Source organism: Cognatundibacterium curvum, from assembly GCF_014284235.1.
Taxonomy (GTDB): domain Bacteria; phylum Pseudomonadota; class Gammaproteobacteria; order Burkholderiales; family Burkholderiaceae_D; genus Undibacterium; species Undibacterium curvum.
The window spans coordinates 298,335-319,285 of the sequence record NZ_JACOGD010000001.1 but is presented as its reverse complement, the minus strand read 5'-3'; the positions used below and the strand labels follow the sequence as shown (position 1 = coordinate 319,285).

Annotated in this window: 14 protein-coding genes; 12 read left to right on the top strand and 2 right to left on the bottom strand. The window is 52.2% G+C overall.

The annotated features are described in order from the left end of the window. Nucleotides 1–21: 21 nt before the first annotated feature. The 12 genes from H8K43_RS01455 (at nucleotide 22) to H8K43_RS01400 (ending at nucleotide 12,959) form a co-directional block, all read left to right on the top strand. A complete protein-coding gene (locus H8K43_RS01455; protein WP_186902202.1) occupies nucleotides 22–393 on the top strand; it encodes an EamA family transporter in 372 nt (123 codons plus the stop codon). Between the two features lie 79 nt (nucleotides 394–472). Beyond that, entirely contained in the window at nucleotides 473–1,600 is a 1,128-nt protein-coding gene (locus tag H8K43_RS01450) for a DegT/DnrJ/EryC1/StrS family aminotransferase (protein WP_186902201.1), read from the top strand. Between the two features lie 23 nt (nucleotides 1,601–1,623). Further along, the gene (locus tag H8K43_RS01445) at nucleotides 1,624–2,589 is read left to right on the top strand and encodes a glycosyltransferase (RefSeq protein WP_186902200.1); all 966 of its coding nucleotides are present in this window, start codon (nucleotides 1,624–1,626) and stop codon (nucleotides 2,587–2,589) included. 1 nt (nucleotide 2,590) lies between these two features. After that, complete coding sequence (locus H8K43_RS01440) at nucleotides 2,591–3,505, top strand: formyltransferase (protein ID WP_329604464.1); 915 nt, start codon at nucleotides 2,591–2,593, stop codon at nucleotides 3,503–3,505. A gap of 85 nt (nucleotides 3,506–3,590) precedes the next feature. Then, nucleotides 3,591–4,631, top strand: coding sequence for a bifunctional UDP-4-keto-pentose/UDP-xylose synthase (locus tag H8K43_RS01435; RefSeq protein WP_186902198.1), 1,041 nt, complete (start codon nucleotides 3,591–3,593; stop codon nucleotides 4,629–4,631). Between the two features lie 11 nt (nucleotides 4,632–4,642). After that, entirely contained in the window at nucleotides 4,643–5,578 is a 936-nt protein-coding gene (locus H8K43_RS01430; protein ID WP_186902197.1) for a polysaccharide deacetylase family protein, read from the top strand. Between the two features lie 36 nt (nucleotides 5,579–5,614). Beyond that, entirely contained in the window at nucleotides 5,615–6,097 is a 483-nt protein-coding gene (locus H8K43_RS01425; RefSeq protein ID WP_186902196.1) for a peroxiredoxin, read from the top strand. A 116-nt stretch (nucleotides 6,098–6,213) separates the two neighbouring features. Then, a complete protein-coding gene (locus H8K43_RS01420; protein WP_186902195.1) occupies nucleotides 6,214–7,944 on the top strand; it encodes a PhoH family protein in 1,731 nt (576 codons plus the stop codon). Between the two features lie 112 nt (nucleotides 7,945–8,056). Further along, nucleotides 8,057–8,551: a MarR family winged helix-turn-helix transcriptional regulator gene (locus tag H8K43_RS01415; RefSeq protein WP_186902194.1), complete on the top strand. Its 495-nt coding sequence runs from the start codon at nucleotides 8,057–8,059 to the stop codon at nucleotides 8,549–8,551. Between the two features lie 19 nt (nucleotides 8,552–8,570). Further along, the gene (locus H8K43_RS01410) at nucleotides 8,571–10,001 is read left to right on the top strand and encodes an efflux transporter outer membrane subunit (protein ID WP_186902193.1); all 1,431 of its coding nucleotides are present in this window, start codon (nucleotides 8,571–8,573) and stop codon (nucleotides 9,999–10,001) included. A 190-nt stretch (nucleotides 10,002–10,191) separates the two neighbouring features. Beyond that, nucleotides 10,192–11,406, top strand: coding sequence for an HlyD family secretion protein (locus H8K43_RS01405; RefSeq protein ID WP_186902192.1), 1,215 nt, complete (start codon nucleotides 10,192–10,194; stop codon nucleotides 11,404–11,406). Continuing rightward, the gene (locus H8K43_RS01400) at nucleotides 11,406–12,959 is read left to right on the top strand and encodes a DHA2 family efflux MFS transporter permease subunit (RefSeq protein ID WP_186902191.1); all 1,554 of its coding nucleotides are present in this window, start codon (nucleotides 11,406–11,408) and stop codon (nucleotides 12,957–12,959) included. Before H8K43_RS01405 ends, H8K43_RS01400 begins: the two co-directional genes overlap by 1 nt. 6 nt (nucleotides 12,960–12,965) lie before the next feature. On the opposite strand, the gene pbpC is transcribed toward H8K43_RS01400, so the two are convergent. Beyond that, complete coding sequence (gene pbpC, locus H8K43_RS01395; RefSeq protein ID WP_329604463.1) at nucleotides 12,966–15,164, bottom strand: penicillin-binding protein 1C; 2,199 nt, start codon at nucleotides 15,162–15,164, stop codon at nucleotides 12,966–12,968. A gap of 3 nt (nucleotides 15,165–15,167) precedes the next feature. Beyond that, nucleotides 15,168–20,951, bottom strand: a complete 5,784-nt coding sequence (locus H8K43_RS01390; protein WP_186902190.1) for an alpha-2-macroglobulin family protein — start codon at nucleotides 20,949–20,951, stop codon at nucleotides 15,168–15,170.

Here is a 20,951-nt window from a genome sequence, read left to right as displayed (position 1 = left end):
CAATATCGACCAAACTAAATAATGAATATCCAAACTTTCGGCTTTATCCTGACCGGCATTCTGCTCAATGCGGTCGCTCAGTTATTACTAAAAAAAGGCACCAATGCAGTGGGTGCTATCCATCTGAATGCAGAAAACTGGTTGTCTACCGGCCTGCAACTGGCGACTCAGTTACCGATCATAGGCGGTCTGAGTTGCTACGTCATTTCCGTGGTGGTGTGGATTATTGGCTTGTCCCGCGTCGATGTGACTATCGCCTACCCTTTACTGTCCATAGGCTATATCGTGAACGCCATCGGTGCCTGGTATTTTCTTGGTGAAGTGATGTCCCTGCAGCGTATGCTGGCCATCGGCATCATTATCATCGGCGTGGCACTGCTGGTGAAAAGCTGATTCCAGGAAGCGTCAAGAAAAATACTACCCATCAAACAATAAAAAATTCCTGCGCCTGCGCAGACCTGAAAGGAAAATCATGAGTAATGAACTGGCTTTTCTGCCTTTTACCAAACCGACTATTGACGAAGAGATGATCGCCGCTGTGGCCGATGTGATGCGCTCAGGCTGGCTGACCAGCGGACCGAAAGTACAGGAACTGGAAGCTAAGCTGTCTGAATTTTTTGGTGGCCGTCCGGTTCGTACTTTTAATTCAGGCACCTGCACCATGGAAATCGCCTTGCGTATCGCGGGCATAGGCCCGGGCGACGAAGTCATCACAACGCCGAATTCCTGGGTCGCGACCGCGAATGTGATTATCGAAGTCGGCGCAACGCCAGTGTTCGCGGACATCGATCCAAAAACGCATAATATCGACCTCAATATGCTGGAAGCAGCCATCACGCCAAGAACCAAAGCGGTGATTCCAGTTCATATGTGTGGCCTGCCTTGTGACATGGATCACTTATATGCCATTGCTGAGAAATACAAGCTGCGCGTAATTGAAGATGCGGCCCAGGCCATAGGCTCGACCTGGAAAGGCAAGCGTATCGGCTCTTTCGGCGACTTTGCTTCTTTCAGTTTCCAGGTCAATAAAAACATCATGACAGGCGAAGGTGGCTGCCTGGTTCTTAACAATGCGGAAGAAGCCAGACTGGCAGAAAAATACCGCCTGCAAGGCGTGTCACGCCAGGGTCTGGATGGTATCGATGTCGATGTGCTGGGCGGTAAATACAATATGACCGATATGGCGGCAGCAATCGGTCTCGGACAACTAAAGCGCCTGGAAGAATTCAATGGCAAGCGTAAAGCGCTGGCACAGCATTATTTCGACACTTTCGGTGCTGACTTTGAAGCCCTGAGCGGTGCTGAGTTACCGGTGGCTGATTTTGAAAACTCTAACTGGCATATGTTCCATGTGGTGTTGCCGGAAACTGTGAATCGTGGCGAATTCATGCAGAAAATGCTGGATGTGAAAATCGGCCTGGGTTACCACTATCGCGCCATCCATTTGTTCACACTTTACCGTGAGCGCGGCTTCAAAGAAGGCATGTTCCCTATCGCGGAGCGGGTAGGCAAACAGATCGTGACGCTGCCTTTATTCCCGGCGATGACAAATGCAGATGTCGAAAGAGTGGTGTCTGCGGTAAAATCCTGCCTTCTTTGAATTTGCCCTAAGTTACGACCACGATGAAACCTGAACTTTCCGTTGTTATTCCCGTTTATAACGAAGAAGCTGGCCTCGCCCATCTGTTCGCCCGTTTGTATCCTGCACTGGATCAGCTGGCGACACGTGGCGTGAGCTACGAGATCATCTTTGTCAATGATGGCAGTCGCGACAATACGGCACTGATCCTGGCCGATCAGTTCCGCGCCCGTCCTGATGTGACGCGGGTGGTGCTATTTAACGGGAATTATGGTCAGCACATGGCGATACTGGCTGGCTTTGAAGCCACCCGTGGCGACATCGTGGTCACACTCGACGCCGACTTGCAGAATCCACCGGAAGAAATCGGTGCACTGGTCGATAAAATGCGCGAGGGTTATGACTATGTCGGTTCTATCCGCCGCAAACGTCAGGATTCTGCCTGGCGTACTTATGCCTCGAAGGCGATGAACCGCCTGCGCGAAAAAATCACCCGTATCAAAATCACAGATCAAGGCAATATGCTGCGCGCCTATGGCCGCAATGTGATCGACCTGATCAATCAGTGCAGTGAAGTGAATACCTTTGTGCCTGCACTTGCCTATACCTTTGCACGCAAACCCACCGAAATCACGGTGGAGCATGAGGAGCGGTCCGCCGGTGAATCGAAGTATTCGCTGTACAGTCTGATACGGCTTAATTTTGATCTCATGACTGGCTTCTCTATCATGCCTTTGCAATGGTTCTCTATGCTGGGGATGATGCTTTCGCTATTGTCCGGCGGTCTGGTCAGTTTATTGCTGATACGCCGCTTTGTCTTTGGTGCTGAGGCTGAAGGTCTGTTCACTTTATTTGCAATCGCCTTTTTCCTGATGGGCGTAATCCTGTTCGGCATCGGTTTGCTCGGTGAATACGTAGGCAGGATTTACCAGCAAGTCAGAGGTCGTCCACGCTATGTGGTGCAGACTATCCTGCAAGATAATGCGCTGAATGAAAAAGAAGGAAACTGAATTGACGACTACAAACGCAAAAGCCGTTGTCTTTGCCTATCACAATGTTGGCGTACGCAGCATTAAAACCCTGCTCGCCAAAGGCATAGATATCGCTTTGGTGGTTACCCATGAAGATAATCCGGCTGAAACCATTTGGTTTGAGTCGGTCGCAGCACTGTGTGCAGAACATGGCATACCCAGCATCACGCCAGCAGACCCCAAGTCTGAAGACTTGTATGCGCAAGTCGCGGCCATCGCGCCCGACTTTATTTTCAGCTTTTACTACCGCCACATGCTGCCAGTGAATTTGCTGGCACTCGCAAAACGCGGTGCGTACAACCTGCATGGTTCCCTGCTGCCTAAGTATCGCGGACGCGTCCCGGTTAACTGGGCGGTACTGCATGGTGAAACTGAAACCGGCGCGACCCTGCATGAAATGGCGGCCAAGCCGGATGCGGGTGCGATCATCGCGCAAGTTGCTGTGCCTATTTTGTCCGACGATACCGCTTATGAAGTATTCGGCAAGCTGACCGTCGCGGCAGAACAGACTTTATGGCAGGCTTTGCCGGGTTTGCTGAGTGGACGAGTTCATCCCTTGCCTAACCAGCTGGAACAAGGCAGTTATTTTGGTGGTCGCAAACCGGAAGATGGTCGTATAGACTGGTCCCAAACCGCGCAACAGGTCTACAATCTGCATCGCGCTGTCGCTCCGCCCTACCCTGGTGCCTTTTTTGATCAGAACGGCCATCGTTTCGTGATTGGAAAGGCAAGATTAACTGACCGGGAAGTCGGAAATTTGGCGATTGGCTTACATGTGTTAGATAATATGATATTTGGCGTGTGCGGCGATGGCCGTGCAGTGAAAATACTAGAATTGCTGAATGGACCACGTGCCCTTACAGCGCAAGAATTGCGTGACATGCTGGCTTCTTAAAGCTACTGACTATTTCAAACAGTCAGGCCCTTGAAGCAGCAACATAAAAAACATAGCAATCATCCTTTTTAAAGAAGAAACCATTATGAAAAAAGTCCTCATTCTCGGTGTGAACGGTTTTATCGGTCACCATCTGTCCAAGCGCATCCTCGAAACGACAGACTGGGAAGTCTACGGCATGGATATGCAGACCGAACGTCTGGGCGACTTGATCAATCACCCGCGTATGCACTTTTTTGAAGGTGACATCACCATCAATAAAGAATGGGTGGAATATCACGTTAAAAAATGCGACGTCATTTTGCCATTGGTAGCGATCGCAACCCCTTCCACTTACGTCAAACAGCCTTTGCGCGTGTTTGAGCTGGACTTTGAAGCCAATCTGCCTATCGTACGTTCGGCAGCTAAATACGGTAAGCATCTGGTATTCCCATCCACTTCCGAAGTGTATGGCATGTGCCACGATGAAGAGTTTGATCCGGAAGAATCTGAACTGATCTGCGGCCCTATCAACAAACCACGCTGGATTTACTCTTGCGCTAAACAGCTGATGGATCGCGTGATCTGGGGCTACGGCATGGAAGGCCTGAACTTCACTTTGTTCCGTCCTTTCAACTGGATCGGCGCCGGGCTGGATAATATCCATACACCGAAAGAAGGCAGCTCACGCGTAGTGACCCAATTCTTTGGTCATATCGTACGCGGCGAAAATATCTCTCTGGTCGATGGCGGCGCGCAAAAACGTGCGTTCACTTACATCGATGACGGCATTGACGCACTGATGCGTATCATCGATAACAAAGATGGTGTCGCCAGCGGCAAGATTTACAACATCGGCAATCCGACTAACAACTACTCAATCCGTGAACTGGCGCACATGATGCTGGATCTGGCTGCGGAATATCCTGAATACGCTGAAACCGCGAAAAAAGTAGAGCTGACCGAAACCACATCGGCTGCTTACTATGGCAAAGGCTATCAGGACGTACAAAACCGCGTGCCGAAAATCACCAATACTTGCGAAGAACTGGGCTGGAAGCCAGTGACAACCATGCAGGACACTATGCGTAATATTTTCGACGCATACCGTTCCCAGGTTGCGGAAGCACGCGCATTGATGGACTGATGTCGCAACGCATGCCTAGTATCGTTCTTAAAATTGACGTAGACACCTATCGCGGCACGAAAGAAGGCGTACCGAATCTGGTACGCCTTCTGAGCCAGCATCAGGCTGGCGCGACCTTTCTGTTCTCGCTGGGTAAAGACCATACCGGCTGGGCCTTAAGGCGCGCGTTCCGGCCGGGTTTTTTCCAAAAAGTGTCGCGCACTTCGGTAGTCGAACATTACGGCATCAAGACCCTGATGTATGGAGTCTTTTTGCCGGCGCCCGATATCGGTGCCTGTGTCACTGAAATGCGCGCAGTTCAGCAGGCCGGTTTTGAATGCGGCATCCATACCTGGGATCATGTGGTGTGGCAGGATAATGTCAGAACCAAAGACCGTGCCTGGACCGAGCGTCAGCTGGATGCAGCATATGCACGTTTCAGTTCCATCTTTGGCTCTGCGCCACGCACTCATGGAGCGGCAGGCTGGCAAATGAATCCGTATGCCTTCGATAAACTCGATGCATTTGGCATGCAGTATGCGTCTGATGGCAGAGCGATGCTCAATGAAGATGGCAGCCTGACTGATCCAGCCGCAGGCCCTTACCGGCTGCAAGTGAATGGCAAGCTGCAGCAATGCATACAAATGCCGACCACTTTGCCGACGCTGGATGAATTGCTGGGACGTGAAATCAAAGGCAAAGAAATCACGACCTCGAACATCGCCACCTGCATTCTGGATTTATGCCGCGATCAGCGCGATCATGTATTTACTTTACATGCCGAGCTTGAAGGTCAGAAACTTGCCCCCATATTCGAGCAATTGCTAACTGGCTGGAAGCAGCTGGGATACCGTTGCATATCGATGGCTGACTATTCTGCCGGCCTGAAAGCAGATGCACTACCAATTAAGCCCTTAACTTGGGCAAGCTTACCAGGACGTTCCGGAGATCTGGTCGCTGTCATCTGAGGTGGCAGCAACAGTCTCCTTTCAATTACTCAGGAGATGACAGTGGCTGACACCCCCTCTGCACTAAATTGCCAGGTTCCCCACTTTAGCGCCGCCATGACCGGTCAGAAGCCTTTTGACCTGAATGACTACAGTGGAAAAACCCTGGTGCTGTATTTTTACCCGAAAGACAATACCCCGGGCTGCACCACGGAGAGCATCGCTTTCCGTGATCTGCATGCCGAATTTGAAGCGCATAACGCCGTTGTATTCGGCATCAGCCGTGACAGCCTGCGCTCACACGAAGGCTTCAAAAATAAACTCGCCTTACCGTTTGAATTAATCTCTGACCCTGACGAAGCGCTGTGTACCATGTTTAATGTGATGAAGCTCAAAAACATGTATGGCAAACAGGTGCGCGGTGTCGAACGCAGCACATTTGTGATTGACGCAACAGGTAAGTTGGTGAAAGAATGGAGAGGCGTGAAAGTTGCAGGTCACGTCGATGAAGTACTTAAATTTGTGAGTGCCCCTAATTAATTGAACTCCTTCGCTTTCTCATCTATTCAGGCCACAACGGCTAAGCCCCTGAAGCAACAGGAGCTTGCCGCTGTGGCTTTGATTTTTTCTGCTCTCACTTTTTGATTGAGGTTTTCATGCCATTGCCCAAAATGCCGACAAAACCAGCTGCCCTGCTCTCGCCTAAGGACTATCCGACCGCAGAGAAGGCGAAAACAGGCAAAACAGCAAAAGTCGCTGTAGAGAAGGAAAAAACCGTATTTAAAACTGAAGCTATCGCTAAAAAGCCCGCCGCGAAACCAGCGGCCCCAGCTAAACCAGCCGTCAGCCCGGCGCCTGCTGCGGTAGCGGCAGCACCTGCGCAGAACGCGCGTGAAGCGACCCAACAGGTGGCTGCTGTCAAAGCCAAAAATCCGCAAAATAAAGCGAAATCCGGCATCAGCCGCGCGGCGGACAAATCCGGTATCAGCAAAATGTTCGTACTCGATACCAATGTGCTCATGCATGACCCGACTTGCCTGTTCCGCTTTGAGGAACATGATGTCTACCTGCCCATGATCACACTGGAAGAGCTGGACGATCATAAAAAAGGCATGTCTGAAGTCGCACGCAATGCACGCCAGGTTTCACGTACTTTAGATGGCCTGGTGGCAGACATCAGCCATGACGCAATCGAGCATGGCATCCCGCTGTCCAAGCTTGGCAATAAGGATGCAGGCGGCCACCTCTACTTCCAGACCAAATTACAGAATATCGATCTGCCGCGTGGTCTGCCACAAGGTAAAGCCGACAACCAGATACTGGGTGTGGTTCAGGCACTGGAAAAAGAATTCCCGGGCCGCCCTATCGTACTGGTCTCCAAAGACATCAACATGCGCATTAAAGCGCGTGCGATGGGCTTGCCTGCTGAAGATTACTTCAACGATCATGTGCTGGAAGACTCGGATTTGCTGTACACCGGCATCGTGCAGTTACCTGACGATTTCTGGAATAAACATGGCAAGGGCATAGAGACCTGGCAGGAAAATAAAAACGGTATCAGCACCACCTTCTACCGCATTACCGGCCCTGTGATTCCCAGCCTGCTGGTCAATCAGTTTGTCTATCTGGAACCTAAAAACGGCGAAGCCTCTTTCTATGGTCAGGTCAGACAGATCAATGGCAAAACCGCAGTCTTGCAAACCCTGCGCGATTATGGGCATGTGAAACACAGCGTATGGGGTGTCACCTCACGCAATCGTGAACAGAATTTCGCACTGAATCTGCTGATGGATCCGGAATGCGATTTTGTTACCCTGCTGGGTCAGGCTGGTACTGGCAAAACCTTACTTGCATTGGCTTCTGGCCTGGCGCAGGTATTGGAAACCAAGACCTATAACGAGATTATCGTGACCCGTGTGACTGTACCGGTGGGTGAAGATATCGGCTTCCTGCCAGGCACAGAAGAAGAGAAGATGTCACCATGGATGGGCGCATTTGACGACAATCTGGAAGTATTGAATAAATCCGATAACGATGCCGGCGACTGGGGCCGTGCTGCGACCCAGGATCTGATCCGTTCCAAGATTAAGATCAAATCGCTTAACTTCATGCGTGGCCGTACCTTCGTCAATAAGTTCCTGATTATCGATGAAGCTCAGAATCTGACCCCAAAACAGGTTAAGACGCTGGTCACGCGTGCCGGTCCTGGCACTAAGATCGTTTGCCTCGGCAATATCGCGCAGATTGATACGCCTTACCTGACCGAAGGTTCGAGTGGTCTGACTTATGTTGTAGATCGTTTCAAGGGCTGGGCCCATAGCGGCCATGTCACGCTGGCCCGGGGTGAACGCTCCAGGCTGGCGGATCATGCTAGTGAAATCCTCTGAGTACTTTCCAGTCTCTTTAAAAAGCACCGTACGCGGTGCTTTTTTTATGTCCTGCAGAAAATTTTCAGATGCACTATACTATTGCCTAGGCAATGATTTAACTTGAGGAAATATGCACGACACCCCCACTCCTTTGCAGTTCGACGTAACCCAGATTGAGGATAGCGTCGGCTATTTAATGTCACGTTCACGCACCATGGTGTCGCGCTCTATCGACGCAGCATTGAGTCGCCTCGGCGTCACCCATGCTCAGGGCAGCGTGTTCATGATGCTGCATATGCAGAAATGCTCAACTGCAGCCGAATTAGCACGCGACCTGTTCATCGACTCAGCAGCCATGAAGCGCACACTGGATAAGATGGCTGAAAAAGGCTGGATAACGCGGGTTGCAGATCTATCCGACAAGCGTCTGTTCCGGCTGGAGTTGACTGAGGCAGGTCAGCAACTCGCAGTACAGCTGCCGCCGATATTCCGCGAGGTGATGGATGTGGCCCTGACTGGCTTTACGCAGGAAGAGCTGGGCTTTCTAAAGTGCCTGCTACGCAAATTACTCGCTAATCGCGACAAACTCGATACCTATCAAATTAATTGCTCAGGCAATCAATAATCTCAATATCACTTATCCTATGAAGCAAACTTCCAATACCAGTCCGGCCAGACTCAGTCTGATCGCGACCAGCCTGAGCGCGGCATTGCTGTTATCCGCCTGCGCTGACTTCTCAGGCATTAAAGAGCAGGCAACAGAACTCAAAGTCAGTCAATCGGGCAAGGCAGATACCGTGCGCTGGCCGGATACCAACTGGAGTGCGGAGCTGGGCGGCACCCAGCTGAGTCAGTTAATTGAGACTGCGCTGACGCACAATCCCGGCGTACAGATTGCTGCCACGCGTATAGCGAATGCCCGGGCTTTGCAAGATCAGTTAGCCGCAGACAGTCAGATGAGCCTGACCGGGAACGCCGAAAGCACGTATCAGCGTTTCACTAAGAATGGCATGGTGCCACCACCTTTGGCTGGCAGTTCTGAATCGAATAACCAGATGACGGTAAATCTGAGTTATGAACTCGACTTCTGGGGTAAGCATCAAGCCCAGTCTCGCGTAGGCCTGTCTACCGAACAGGCGGCCAGAGCTGAAACCGAGAGTGCCAAATTACTGCTCTCCAATGCGATTGCACGGCAATGGGTGCAGTTACAGAAACAGGCTGGCCAGCTTGCACTCACAGAGCAGCAACTAAAACTCAGAAAAGACTGGGATAGCCTGAGTCAGCAACGTCTGAAAGCAGGTTTGGATAACCGTTCTGAGTTACAGCAAAATCTGGTTTCGGTCGCCAACCTGCAAGCGGAAGCGCTGAGCTGGCGCGAAGCCATCGCGCAGACCAAACTGCAACTGGCTTTGCTGGCCGGACAAACACCGGAATTTGCCAACAGCATTGCGACGCCTGCTACCTCCCGTAAAGTGGATTTTTATCTACCTGCCGAATTGCCACTCGATCTGATAGGCCGTAAGCCAGAAATCATCGCTGCAAAATGGCGCATAGAAGCCTTGCGTGGCGAAGTTGATCTCGCGAAAAATCGTTTTTATCCGAATATCAATCTGGTCGGCTTTGCGGGCTTATCCAGTCTGGGTCTGGATAAACTACTCAAATCCGACAGCGCCATCATTGGTGCCGGACCAGCCATTCATTTACCACTGTTCGAAGGTGGCAGGCTGCGTGCTCAGTTAGCAGGCAAAGTGGCAGACACTGACAGCGCAGTTTTACAGTATAACCAGGCTGTGCTGAACGCCCTTAAGGACGCAGCGGAACAGTTACAGACGCTGCAAAGCACCTCATTACAGATCGCGCAACAGGAGCAGGCGCAACAGGCTGCGCAACAAGTGCTGACCATCAACCGTCAGCGCTTCGAGACCGGCACCAGTAACCGTCTGCCTGTCATCAGTGCTGAATTAGCGCTCATCAGTCAGCAGAAAAACATGGCTGAACTCAGCGCCCGTCAGCTTGATGCGCGTGTGAATCTGATCAAAGCGCTTGGTGGCGCTTACCCGGCAGCCCAGCAGTAAATTCAGCCAGACTCAAACGAATTAGGACTTACGCAAAACCGCCCCAGCGGCGTTATGGCTCCTTGTCGTACACAGCTACTGCCTGCGTCGCCATGCCTTGTTGGGACAATTTGCGTAAGTCCTGCGAATAATTCAAGTAATCGCTGTTAGCGCAAGCCAACGGCCAAATTAAACTTTAATTCAGAACCTCATGAACACCACAAATAAAGACGCAGCAAACACACAGAATGCGACTGTCGCACCAGAAGCTGCACCGGCTAAACGCAAATCCCGCCTGATCATCATCAGTATCATCCTGCTCATCGCCGCTGCAGCTTACGGCTATTACTGGCTGACCGTGCTGAAGAATTTCGAGCACACCGAAGATGCCTATGCGGCGGGTAATCTGGTGCAGCTGACTTCGCAGGTCGCCGGTACCGTGGTTGCCATCCATGCTGATGACACCGACCTGGTGGATGCTGGCAAAACCCTGATTGCACTCGATAACACCGATGCGAAAGTCAGCAGCACTCAGGCTGCAGCTCAACTGGCGCAAACCGTCAGGGAAGTTCGTCTGACCTTTGCCAATAACAACAGCCTGCAAGCAATGGCCGATATGCGCAGTGTAGAGCTGGAACGTGCAAAAGCAGATCTGGCGCGCCGCATGGCAGCCGGTAACAGCGGCGCGGTGTCAGTCGAAGAAATCGAACACGCACGCAATGCAGTCAAACAAAGCGAAGCAGCATTGAACACTGCCAAAGAGCAGCTCGCTTCCAATAAAGTATTGACCGAAAACACCAGCATAGAACAGCATCCTAACGTGCTGCGCGCTGCTGCGCGTCTGAAAGAAGCGATGATCGCCGAAAGCCGCACCAGCTTACCAGCGCCCATTTCCGGTTATGTCGCCAAGCGTGCGGTGCAGATCGGTCAACGCGTCGCAGCTGGCAGTCCTTTAATGTCTATCGTCCCGCTGAACAGTCTGTGGGTGGATGCCAATTTCAAAGAAGTACAACTGGCTAAAATGCGCATCGGTCAGGATGTGGTTCTGCATTCTGATGTGTATGGCAGCGACGTGGAATTTCACGGTAAGGTCGTGGGTGTGTCAGCTGGTACCGGTTCCGCCTTCGCCTTATTGCCAGCACAGAATGCAACCGGCAACTGGATCAAAGTGGTACAGCGTGTACCGGTGAGAATTTCATTGGACCCGAAAGAACTGGCTGCCCATCCTTTGCGCGTAGGCGTCTCTATGCAGGTCAAAGTCGATATCTCACAACAGCAAGGACAGGCATTGAGTGCTGCTCCGGCTGCACGCAGTATTCCGGCATTCCAGACCCGCGTCTTTGAACAAAGCGCACAGGATGCCGATCGCCGTATCGCTGACATCATCCAGGCCAATCTGGCATCCCATAGCACAAAGGCGAAGTAATGAGCGCAGCTGCCCGCATTCCCCATCCGCCTTTGCAAGGCAGCCAGCTGGCCATGGGCACGCTGGCGTTGTCACTGGCAGTGTTTATGAATGTGCTGGACTCGTCGATTGCGAATGTCTCGATTCCAGCCATTTCCGGTAACCTCGGCGTCTCGCCACAACAGGGTACCTGGGTCATTACCTCATTCGCGGTGGCGAACGCGATTTCGGTACCGCTGACAGGCTGGCTGACCATGCAGTTCGGTCAGGTCAGACTGTTTATGGCATCCATCCTGTTGTTCGTACTGTCGTCCTGGCTGTGTGGCATGGCACCGAATATAGAAACACTGATTGCCGCGCGTATCTTGCAAGGCGCAGTCGCAGGACCGATGATCCCCTTATCCCAGGCCCTGCTGCTGGGCAGCTATCCGCCCGCAAAGAGCTCGATGGCGCTCGCGCTATGGGGTATGACGACGCTGGTGGCACCGATTATGGGGCCACTGCTGGGGGGCTGGATTTCAGATAATTATTCCTGGCCCTGGATTTTTTATATCAATATTCCGGTCGGACTCTTTACCGCCTGGGCCACCTGGTCCATCTATGCAAAACGGGAATCTGTCACGCGCGCGATTCCGATAGATAAAATCGGTCTGGTACTGCTGGTAATCTGGGTCGGTGCCCTGCAGCTGATGCTGGACAAAGGAAAGGAACTGGACTGGTTTAATTCCGGCGAAATTATTCTGCTGACCGTGATCGCTGTCGTTGGTCTGATCTATTTCATTGTTTGGGAAAACGGTCAGGATCATCCTGTGGTCGATCTCTCGCTGTTCAAAGGCAGAAATTTCTCCGCCGGGGTGCTTGCGATTTCAGTTGGCTATGGCCTGTTCTTTGGCAGTCTGGTGATCATGCCTCTGTGGCTGCAGACTCAGCTTGGCTACACTGCAACCGAAGCCGGTAAAGTGATGGCGCCGGTTGGTGTGTTTGCGATTATCTTGTCACCCATCATAGGCAAGATCCTGCCTAAAGTTGACGCACGCCGCATCGCCTCGCTTGCCTTCCTCGGTTTTGCGCTGGTGTTCTTTATGCGTGCACGCTTCAATACCGAGGTCGATACCGTCAGTTTGCTGATCCCCACCCTGATACAAGGTGCGGCTATGTCTATGTTCTTTATTCCGCTGACCTCTATCATTCTGTCTGGTCAGGCACCGGAAAAAATTCCTGCGGCATCGGGTCTGTCCAATTTTGTCAGGATTATGTGTGGCGGCATGGGGGCCTCTATCATGACCACCATGTGGGATGATCGCAGCACCCTGCACCATGCGAGACTGACCGAAGCCACCGGTTATGCCTCACCTGCATTTGTGCAGAATATGCAAACCATGCAGCAAGCGGGATTGCCGGATCAGGCTGCATATGCCGTGCTGGACCGTAGCATCAGCGTGCAAGCCAGTACCATGGCGGCAACCGATATCTTTTATATGGCAGCGATGATTTTCCTGGTATTGATCGGCTTTGTCTGGCTCACCAGACCAAAAAAATCTTCTGCGCCGGTTGATGCGGGTGGTGCGCATTAACAGTGCTTAGCGTGGCGCCTTCATTTGCGCGCCACGCACTTCAAACATAATCTGATCTTGCAGATGGCCTTCTGCATCGAGCAGGCTCAACATATGTCGCCCCGGGAATGGGAACCAGTCGTAGCTCAGTTCTTTTTTCGGATTCAGGCTGGCAGTCAGCTTTTTTCCATCCAATACCAGCATGCCGCGTTCACTATAGGCAGCGATGCGTATGCGCTGGCGTTCGAGCGGGATATCGGGGTCCAGCGCGGCGATCATGCCGGCTTTGGGATACAGGATGTGTGGCTGTATCTGGTTTGATGTACCTAACTGTATCTGGCTTTGCGCAGTGCCCGCTAAAAACCATTCGCTGCGCTCTGCTTCCAGCGCATTGTCATAGCGTATCGTTTGTCTGACCAGGCCATTCGGTGGCGCAATGGCGCGCTGTGGACGTGAGCGGTGCAGATAATGCATCACGTCCTGCCACACGGGTGCCGCACCGGTCACACCAGATACATCCCACATCGGTGCGCCGGATGCATTGCCCACCCAGACGCCGACTGTATAGCGGTCGGAATAACCGATACACCAGTTGTCGCGCATATCCTTGGAGGTACCGGTTTTGACTGCGGTCCATATCCGGGTAGACAGAGCATTCTCCAATCCAAACGTCACAGAGCGTGCTGCCCGGTCGCTCAGGATATCGCTGATGATGTAACTGGCTCCGGCCTGCATCACTTGTTTAGCAGTAGTCTCCTGCTCTGCGACTGACCATTTGACCGGTGTATAGCTACCCTGATTGGCCAGCGCACGATAGGCATTGGTCAGTTGTAGCAAACTGATATCAGCACTGCCTAAAGCCAGGCTATAGCCATAGTAATTTCCAGATTCACGCAAATCCATGCCCAGCGCACGCAAACGCTGGAAAAAAGCTTCCGGCTGCAGCGATACCAATAAGCGCACTGCGGGTATATTCAGTGAAGAAGCCAATGCAGTACGCGCACTGACCAGGCCCTTGAAATGCTTATCGTAATTCTGCGGGATGTACAGCCCATTACTGGTACTCAGATTGACTGGCGTGTCATCCAGCACCGAGGCCGCCGTAATCAAACGGTTTTCTATCGCCATTTCAAATAAAAACGGTTTCAGCGTCGATCCGGCCTGGCGCAAAGCCTGCACGCCATCGACCTGACTGGCATCCGATAATTGCCCGCTGGAGCCAACCCAGGCCAGGATTTCTCCGGTCGCATTATCGAGCACCAGCACCGCGCCATCTTCGACATTGCGCTCGACCAGCGCTGATAAATGTCGGACCAGGCTGTCTCTGGCATAAACCTGCAAAGGACGCGACAAACTGGAGCGGAATTCGCGTTGTTGCAGACTTAAGACCTTACGCGCAAAATGCGGCGCCAGATTGGCGACCGCCGTTTCGTTGCTGAAGTTGCCTGCTACCGCAAGCCCACGACTCAGCTGAGCAAATGCGAGCCTGATCTGGCCTTCAAGATTGGTGCATAAGCCGGGCTGTTTTTGTTCACGCAAAATCAGACAGGCACGCTCAGTGACTTTGGCTTCAGTTGCGTTCGGTCCGCGCAATAAGGCTACGGCGATTGCGGCTTCGATATAGTCGAGTCCGCTGGGGTGCTTCTGAAACATGACTTGAGATAGCGCATGAATACCCACCAGTTCGCCGCGAAATGGCACCAGATTCAGATAAGCTTCCAATATCTGGTCTTTCTTCCAGTTGCGTTCCAGGGTTTGTGCGACCCAGGCCTGATTCACTTTCTGTGCCAGACTACGGCTGCCAGCTTTGCGGCGTAAATCCTGCTCCAGCAGGCCAGCCAATTGCATGGTGATGGTGGATGCACCGCGGGTGCGGGTATTCCACAGATTCCCCCAGGCCGATGCAGCAACGGCACTCCAGTCCACCCCAGAGTGCTCATAAAAACGCTTATCTTCCGAGGCGATCAGCGCATTTCTGACGGCCGGAGAGATATCCTCCAGCCGGACCCAGGCCAGCTTGCGTTCCTGCATATCGACCCGCAGACGCTGTAAAACCTGGCCATTTCTATCGTATAGCGTCGCGTCTGAAGACAAAGAGGCCGCTTTGAAGCGTGCAAAATCGCTGAGTTCGCTGCCATATGCCGGATTGACGGCATATGGCAGCAGACTACACAGCTGACTACAGATACAGGCAAGCGCCGCTTGCCGCCATAAAGCAGAAATCACGTCTTACTTCACCTGTATTGCGGCGTTAGGTGACTCGCCAAACATCTCGGGCGCATACATCGCTTCTACCCGCGTCGGTGGCAGCTTAAACTGGCCTGCATTATTCAGACGTATGGTGTAAGACTTCACAAATTTGCCTTTCGGGACAAATTGGTAATACGCACGATAGGCCTCAAAGCTACGCTCTTCATAGGCCAGCCAGGCACCGCCCTGCTCATTGCTATCCTCTTTGGCAGCGATGGCAGAATCACGACCTAAGCCTGAGCCCAGCACGCTGGCTCCCGCTGGTACCGGATCAGTCAAGGCCACCCAGGTCATATCGGTCTGCGCATCAATTTCCAGCGTAATCCGGAAGACATCACCGCGCTGCATCAGCTTGCTGTCTTTTTGCTCTACCGGCGTGATGGTTTTTTTGATGCGATAGCCACTGGAGAATGCCGTCTTTAAAGGTACTGCAGCCAGACTTTGCAGCACTATCCAAGGCTTGCCTTTGCCTTCGTGGCTCAGACTCAGCTTATCATCCGCAGCAGCTTTGGCTGGCCAAGGCAGATTCAGCTTGCCACCGCCACTGACTGGCCAGTTAAAGCTTAGTGGAGGAACCGGAGTCGCTGTGGCAGTTTGCAGCAGCATGGCTTTAGATGTACCAGCCACTTTTTCTGTTTCAAACTGACGCGCGAATTTTTCCAGTGCCAGCAAGCCCCAGACATTGGCATTCGTGGTCATCCAGACGCCATTGTGTTGCCGCTGTATGCTGCCGTTGACTAATTTAGGCAAGTCTTCTTTCCAGGCTGGATTGTCTATCATCGTCAGTAACAGGCGATTGGCATTGACGTCGGTATTACTCATCAGCCACCACCAGTAATCGTCTTTTTCTGTCGAAAAGCCCAGCCGTGTTCCCTGGTAATTCAGGCGGCTGCGCAGAATCTGATCTGCCTCTTTCAAAGCCGCATCACGATTCGGTATCGCTGCAGTACGTTTCAGGATCGCATACCAATCGAGAATGGCGCTGGTCGTCCACAGATTTGGGGTGATCTGTATGGAACCCAGCATACGCGGCTGTACCATGCCATAGCGTGACAAGGCTTCCAATGCGGCCAGCTTACGGGTTTCCAGATCTTTGCGTGGCGACCAGAAATCACGCGTGATTTTGCCTTCCACGAAAGCAGACAAAGCGGCCAGCATTTTTTGTCTGGCGCTGTCCGGCAGGCTCAGCCCTGCTTCGTGCGTGACTGAAATCAGATAGCTGGTCAGCGTATCACTACCCAGACGCGCAGCACTGTCTGAAGGTGGATAGTAGTAAGCAAGCCCATCTGCATCCAGATAAGCCGGCAAATCATTCACGATTTTCTGCCACATCGAATTGTCGTGCAAACCTATCGCCTTGGAGGTTTTTTGTTCCAGACAGCTGTAAGGATAGCTTTCAAAATAACGTTTCAAGCCTTCTCCGCTGTTGAGCAAACTCGGCAACAGATGTAATTGCAAACCACCACGACCAGGCAGACTGTCGGCAGGCTGTGCAACTGGCAAACTCATGCTGCGATCCAGTTGCAGCATCGTCGCCTGCTGCACCGTGACTGGCGTAGCTGGCAGCAATTTCTGGCTCCATTTAATCGCATCTGCCACAGCGGCCTGACCCTGCGGTGGCGCCGTTTCTTTCGCGGACAACTCCCACTGTAACTGCTGACTGAGCACATCTGCCGTCAGTTCAGGCGCCTGCACAGTCCAGCTCAGCTCACGCGATTCACCGGCGGCCAGTTTAATTTTCTGATCCGGCAGCGAACTGGCGGTCAGGATTTTCCCTTGTACCAGCACTTCCATCGTGCGTGCACTGGAGTTACGGACTGTCACCATCGCCTGGTAACTGTCGCCCTCTCTGACCACGGGTGGCAAACCTGGAATGATTTGCAAATCCTGTGTTGCCTTGATAGCAGTGGTGCCGGTTCCGAATTGCGAAGCACCAGACTGTGCGACCGCAACGATACGGAAGCTGGTCAAGGCATCATTCAGCGGCACGTCGATACTGGCCTGGCCATTGGCATCCAGCACCAGATCCGGCTTCCATAACAACAGGGTATCGAGCAATTCCCGGGTCGGCGCCTTGCCGCCACCACCACCGGCAGCAACCGCTTTGCGGCCATAATGGCGCTTACCGATCACCTGCATTTGTGCAGTCGCAGTTTCTATGCCATAGCTGCGTCTTTGTATCATGGCGCTCAATACATTCCAGCTCTCGTTAGGCTGCAGTTCCAGCAAAGCCTCATCGACTGCCGCAATGGCGACCTCTGCACCTGCGGCTGGCCGTCCATCCGGCAAGGTGACTGAGACCTTCACCTTAGACACGGCACGGATAGGATATTGCTGTTTATCGGCGCTGACATTGACTTTCAGCTGATTGCCTTCGGTTCCGACCTGAATTTCAGCAATACCGAATTTATAGGCCGGTTTAGCCAGATCGACAGTTGCAGTCGGAGCCTGATATTCACGGAATTCATGCCACCAGTTGACCGGTTCTTTCCAGCCCCAGCTGAAAAATGAATACCAAGGCACTTCACGCATACGGCCACGTACAGCCAGCACAGATACAAACACATTCGGGCCATACTCTGCTTTGATCGGCACCGAGATACTTGGATCACTGCCACGCAATTCTGCGATGATGGTTTCGATCACGCCTTCACGTTCTATCGCAACCAGGGCGGTCGCGCTGCGGAAAGGCATGCGCACCTGGAATTTAGCCACTTCACCAGCCTTATAGTGTTTTTTCTCAGGCAGCACATCCATTCTGTCCTGATTTTCGCCATCGAACCAGACTTCGCCTTTACCTGTAGCCCAGATCGAGCTTTTGGCAGACGCAACTTTGCCGTTGGCGTCTTTGGCTTTAGCCAGTAACTCAACATTGCCCGACTCTTTAAGCTCAATTTCACACAGCAGTAAGCCACGCTGATCCGATTTACCTGCACATAACTGACCTAAGTCTTTGGACGACTCTGCATTTTCATAGGCATAAAAACCACCGACTATGCGTTTTCTGTGCGAGTTATTCAGACGCAGCGTGCCATTGACCTGCAAAGGCACGTCCGCTAAGGGTTTGCCAGCGGTATCCAGCGCCACCAGAATAAAGCGGGTTTTATTTTTGGCCGAAACCCAGTCTTCACTCTTAATACCGACGACCACGCCGGCTGGCCATAGAGCAGTCACATTGGAAATGGTCTGTACCTCGCCGTTAGGGTCGGCATAAGTCATTTCAGTCAGCAATTCCTGAGGCTGGGTAATCGCAGGCAAACTGCCTATCACTGTTTTACCGCTGCCGTTTTTATCCAGTGTGACGGCCAGTTTATTAGCCACGATCTTTTGGCTGTCTTCTTCCGTCTCAACATGATTGAAAGTGAATTGTTCGTAGCCTGAAAATTGCAGGAATTTATTTCTGAGCAGGCTGGTCACTTGCACCGGTAAAGCAGCGCCGCCGCCATTGATGTAATTCAGCTGTAATCCGAGTGGTAATTCTTTCGGGCTGATGTGTGGTCCTTTAGGCGGTATCAGCTTGCCCTGCATCAGTGGCAAGCGGAATTCCTCGACCCGGAAGCTGCCCGAACTATAAGTGCGGCTGCCATACATGGGGGCATTTTCACCCCCTTCATTCTCAGTCGTATTCGTTTTTGCCGTGCCATGGTCGAGCAAAATATCGTATTGACCTAGCTTGGCCTGGGCAGGAATTGCGAAGCGGTTATCCGCCACGCCACCTTTGCGCCAGCTCAGCGGGAACTGAAATTCCTGACCACTACCCTGATGTATGATCCTGACACGCTTAGGTAAATCCGTATCGTTCGCGAAGGCCATGCCCTTCATGTTCTCGGCACGGAATACGTGTTTCATCGATACCGTCTCACCAGCGCGGAACAGGCTGCGATCGAGTATGGTGTGCGCCTTAAGCGTGGATGCCGGACTGAAATCAGTCGGCAAATTAAAACGGAAGCTTTCTATGCCATTATTCCAGGACGATAAGGCAAATGCCATATCCATTCTGCCTTGCGCATCCTGCTTGCGCGCGCTGACAAAATAACCGTTAATTTTCGAGACCTTACGTTTACCAGCACGGCCGCTGCTTTCCTCGCAACGGGTATTCAAACCTGCTGGCAGCATGGCGATACCCTTGCTATCGGTTTTACCCTTCCACAGCAGTTCGCCACTGCAGTCAGAGACCTGGATCGCCGCATCGGGAACAACTTTGCCGTTATCCAGCTGGGTAACCCAGACCGCGCCATTTTCACGGCCAGTCTTAATATGCACAGCAAGATTGGTGACTAAGGCGCTGGTACGCACATACATAGGCGCAGCTTTGCCCAATAAAGAGCTGCCCAGCTTCAGAGACTCCAGTTCCAGCACATAAAAGCCAGGGTCTTTAAACGGTATACCCACCACTTCAAACGGGCGTTCGCTCTTTTTCTCGACCGAAGGTAAATTCAGCTTGACTGCCTTAGTCTCGTTTTTGAGCAAGGACAGACTGCGGGTTTCAACCGCTTCCTTGTTAATGTAGATACTGGTTTCGTGATAATTATTGAGTTTCGCGATCCACTCGATGATGGATGCATCTTCCGCCAGTTTCAAATTCGCGAGCTTGACCGGTGGCTGTTTACCATCGGCTGACTTCATCAAGATATCGTTTTCAACATTGCGCAGCGTGACGGCCAGCGTCGCATCTGCATTCAATTCCACGATACCAAATGGCGCGGCAGGAAATTTTGCCAGTGGCGGGAAATCAGCCGTCATGAATTTTTTCGGGAATTGCCCTGCGTTCGCGAGTGCACGTCCGCTTTCATCTTTGAGATCAGAAGGCAGCTCTATGCTCAATTCCGTTTTTTCCGGGAAAGGACCGGTAAAACTCAGGCTTTGAATTTGTTGATTATCTTCGGCTTTCGGCAAGTCAGGTTTGACGCTGCCTTTCGAACTTTTCAGTACGATTTTCTCAGCCAGTTTACGACTGATGCCTTCACTGAAATACAACTGTATCGGCAAAATAGGCGTACACGCTGCATTGGCGTTTTCGCGCTGACAGGACATGCTGGCAGTGAAGTCTCTTCTGACTTTGAAACTGAATTCCTGTTTCGATGAGGTGACTATGCCGCTGGTGGTCGCTATACCTTTGTCCCAGACCAGTCTCACATCCGCTTCAGCGGGAAATTTCTGCTGGCACTGCAGGGTCGTGACGGCCTCAGCCGTGCTGCCTTTGGCGAAATTTTCCAGTAGTTTTTTACGTACATCACCGCTGATCAGCTTGACCGGCACGCGTTCCTGCACACCGGAGATTTCACAATACGTATGCTGTTTAATGCTGGCCTCAGTTGCGGCACCGGTCTGGAACAGCATAAAGACCTGATCTTCTTCGATGCCGCTGCCAGTGTAAGGCAGTACGCGGCTGACGGAAGGGCCACCGGTATTGAATTGAAACTGGGTCTTGCCAGTTACCGCAGCACCAGACTTGAGTTTGAATCCTGGTTTCAGCTGAAAGCTGCATTTGCTGCCCGGCCCCAGATCCTGATTAAAATCATAGATCCAGTTTTTTTCATCGGCCCAGCGACCACTGCCTGCCGCACTGCACTTAATCTCAAAAGGACTGTCGGCCTTGGGATCGCCAAAGGCAATCGCTGGCTCAGAAAATGTCGCTCTGACCTGCCGGACGCTGGCGATTTCCCCCTGCGGCGAAAAGCTGCTAATACTGGCAGCAAGCCCGCTGGCACTCAGCAGACAGAGTGTAAGTCCGGTCAACACAGTTGCGACATGCTTCTTCAT

Excerpts from the sequence above, each read along its gene's own strand:
- H8K43_RS01455 (WP_186902202.1), top strand. The coding sequence starts at position 22 with ATGAATATCCAAACTTTCGGCTTTATCCTGACCGGCATTCTGCTCAAT.
- H8K43_RS01450 (WP_186902201.1), top strand. The coding sequence starts at position 473 with ATGAGTAATGAACTGGCTTTTCTGCCTTTTACCAAACCGACTATTGAC.
- H8K43_RS01445 (WP_186902200.1), top strand. The coding sequence starts at position 1,624 with ATGAAACCTGAACTTTCCGTTGTTATTCCCGTTTATAACGAAGAAGCT.
- H8K43_RS01435 (WP_186902198.1), top strand. The coding sequence starts at position 3,591 with ATGAAAAAAGTCCTCATTCTCGGTGTGAACGGTTTTATCGGTCACCAT.
- H8K43_RS01430 (WP_186902197.1), top strand. The coding sequence starts at position 4,643 with ATGCCTAGTATCGTTCTTAAAATTGACGTAGACACCTATCGCGGCACG.
- H8K43_RS01425 (WP_186902196.1), top strand. The coding sequence starts at position 5,615 with ATGACAGTGGCTGACACCCCCTCTGCACTAAATTGCCAGGTTCCCCAC.
- H8K43_RS01420 (WP_186902195.1), top strand. The coding sequence starts at position 6,214 with ATGCCATTGCCCAAAATGCCGACAAAACCAGCTGCCCTGCTCTCGCCT.
- H8K43_RS01415 (WP_186902194.1), top strand. The coding sequence starts at position 8,057 with ATGCACGACACCCCCACTCCTTTGCAGTTCGACGTAACCCAGATTGAG.
- H8K43_RS01410 (WP_186902193.1), top strand. The coding sequence starts at position 8,571 with ATGAAGCAAACTTCCAATACCAGTCCGGCCAGACTCAGTCTGATCGCG.
- H8K43_RS01405 (WP_186902192.1), top strand. The coding sequence starts at position 10,192 with ATGAACACCACAAATAAAGACGCAGCAAACACACAGAATGCGACTGTC.
- H8K43_RS01400 (WP_186902191.1), top strand. The coding sequence starts at position 11,406 with ATGAGCGCAGCTGCCCGCATTCCCCATCCGCCTTTGCAAGGCAGCCAG.
- H8K43_RS01390 (WP_186902190.1), bottom strand. The coding sequence starts at position 20,951 with ATGAAGAAGCATGTCGCAACTGTGTTGACCGGACTTACACTCTGTCTG.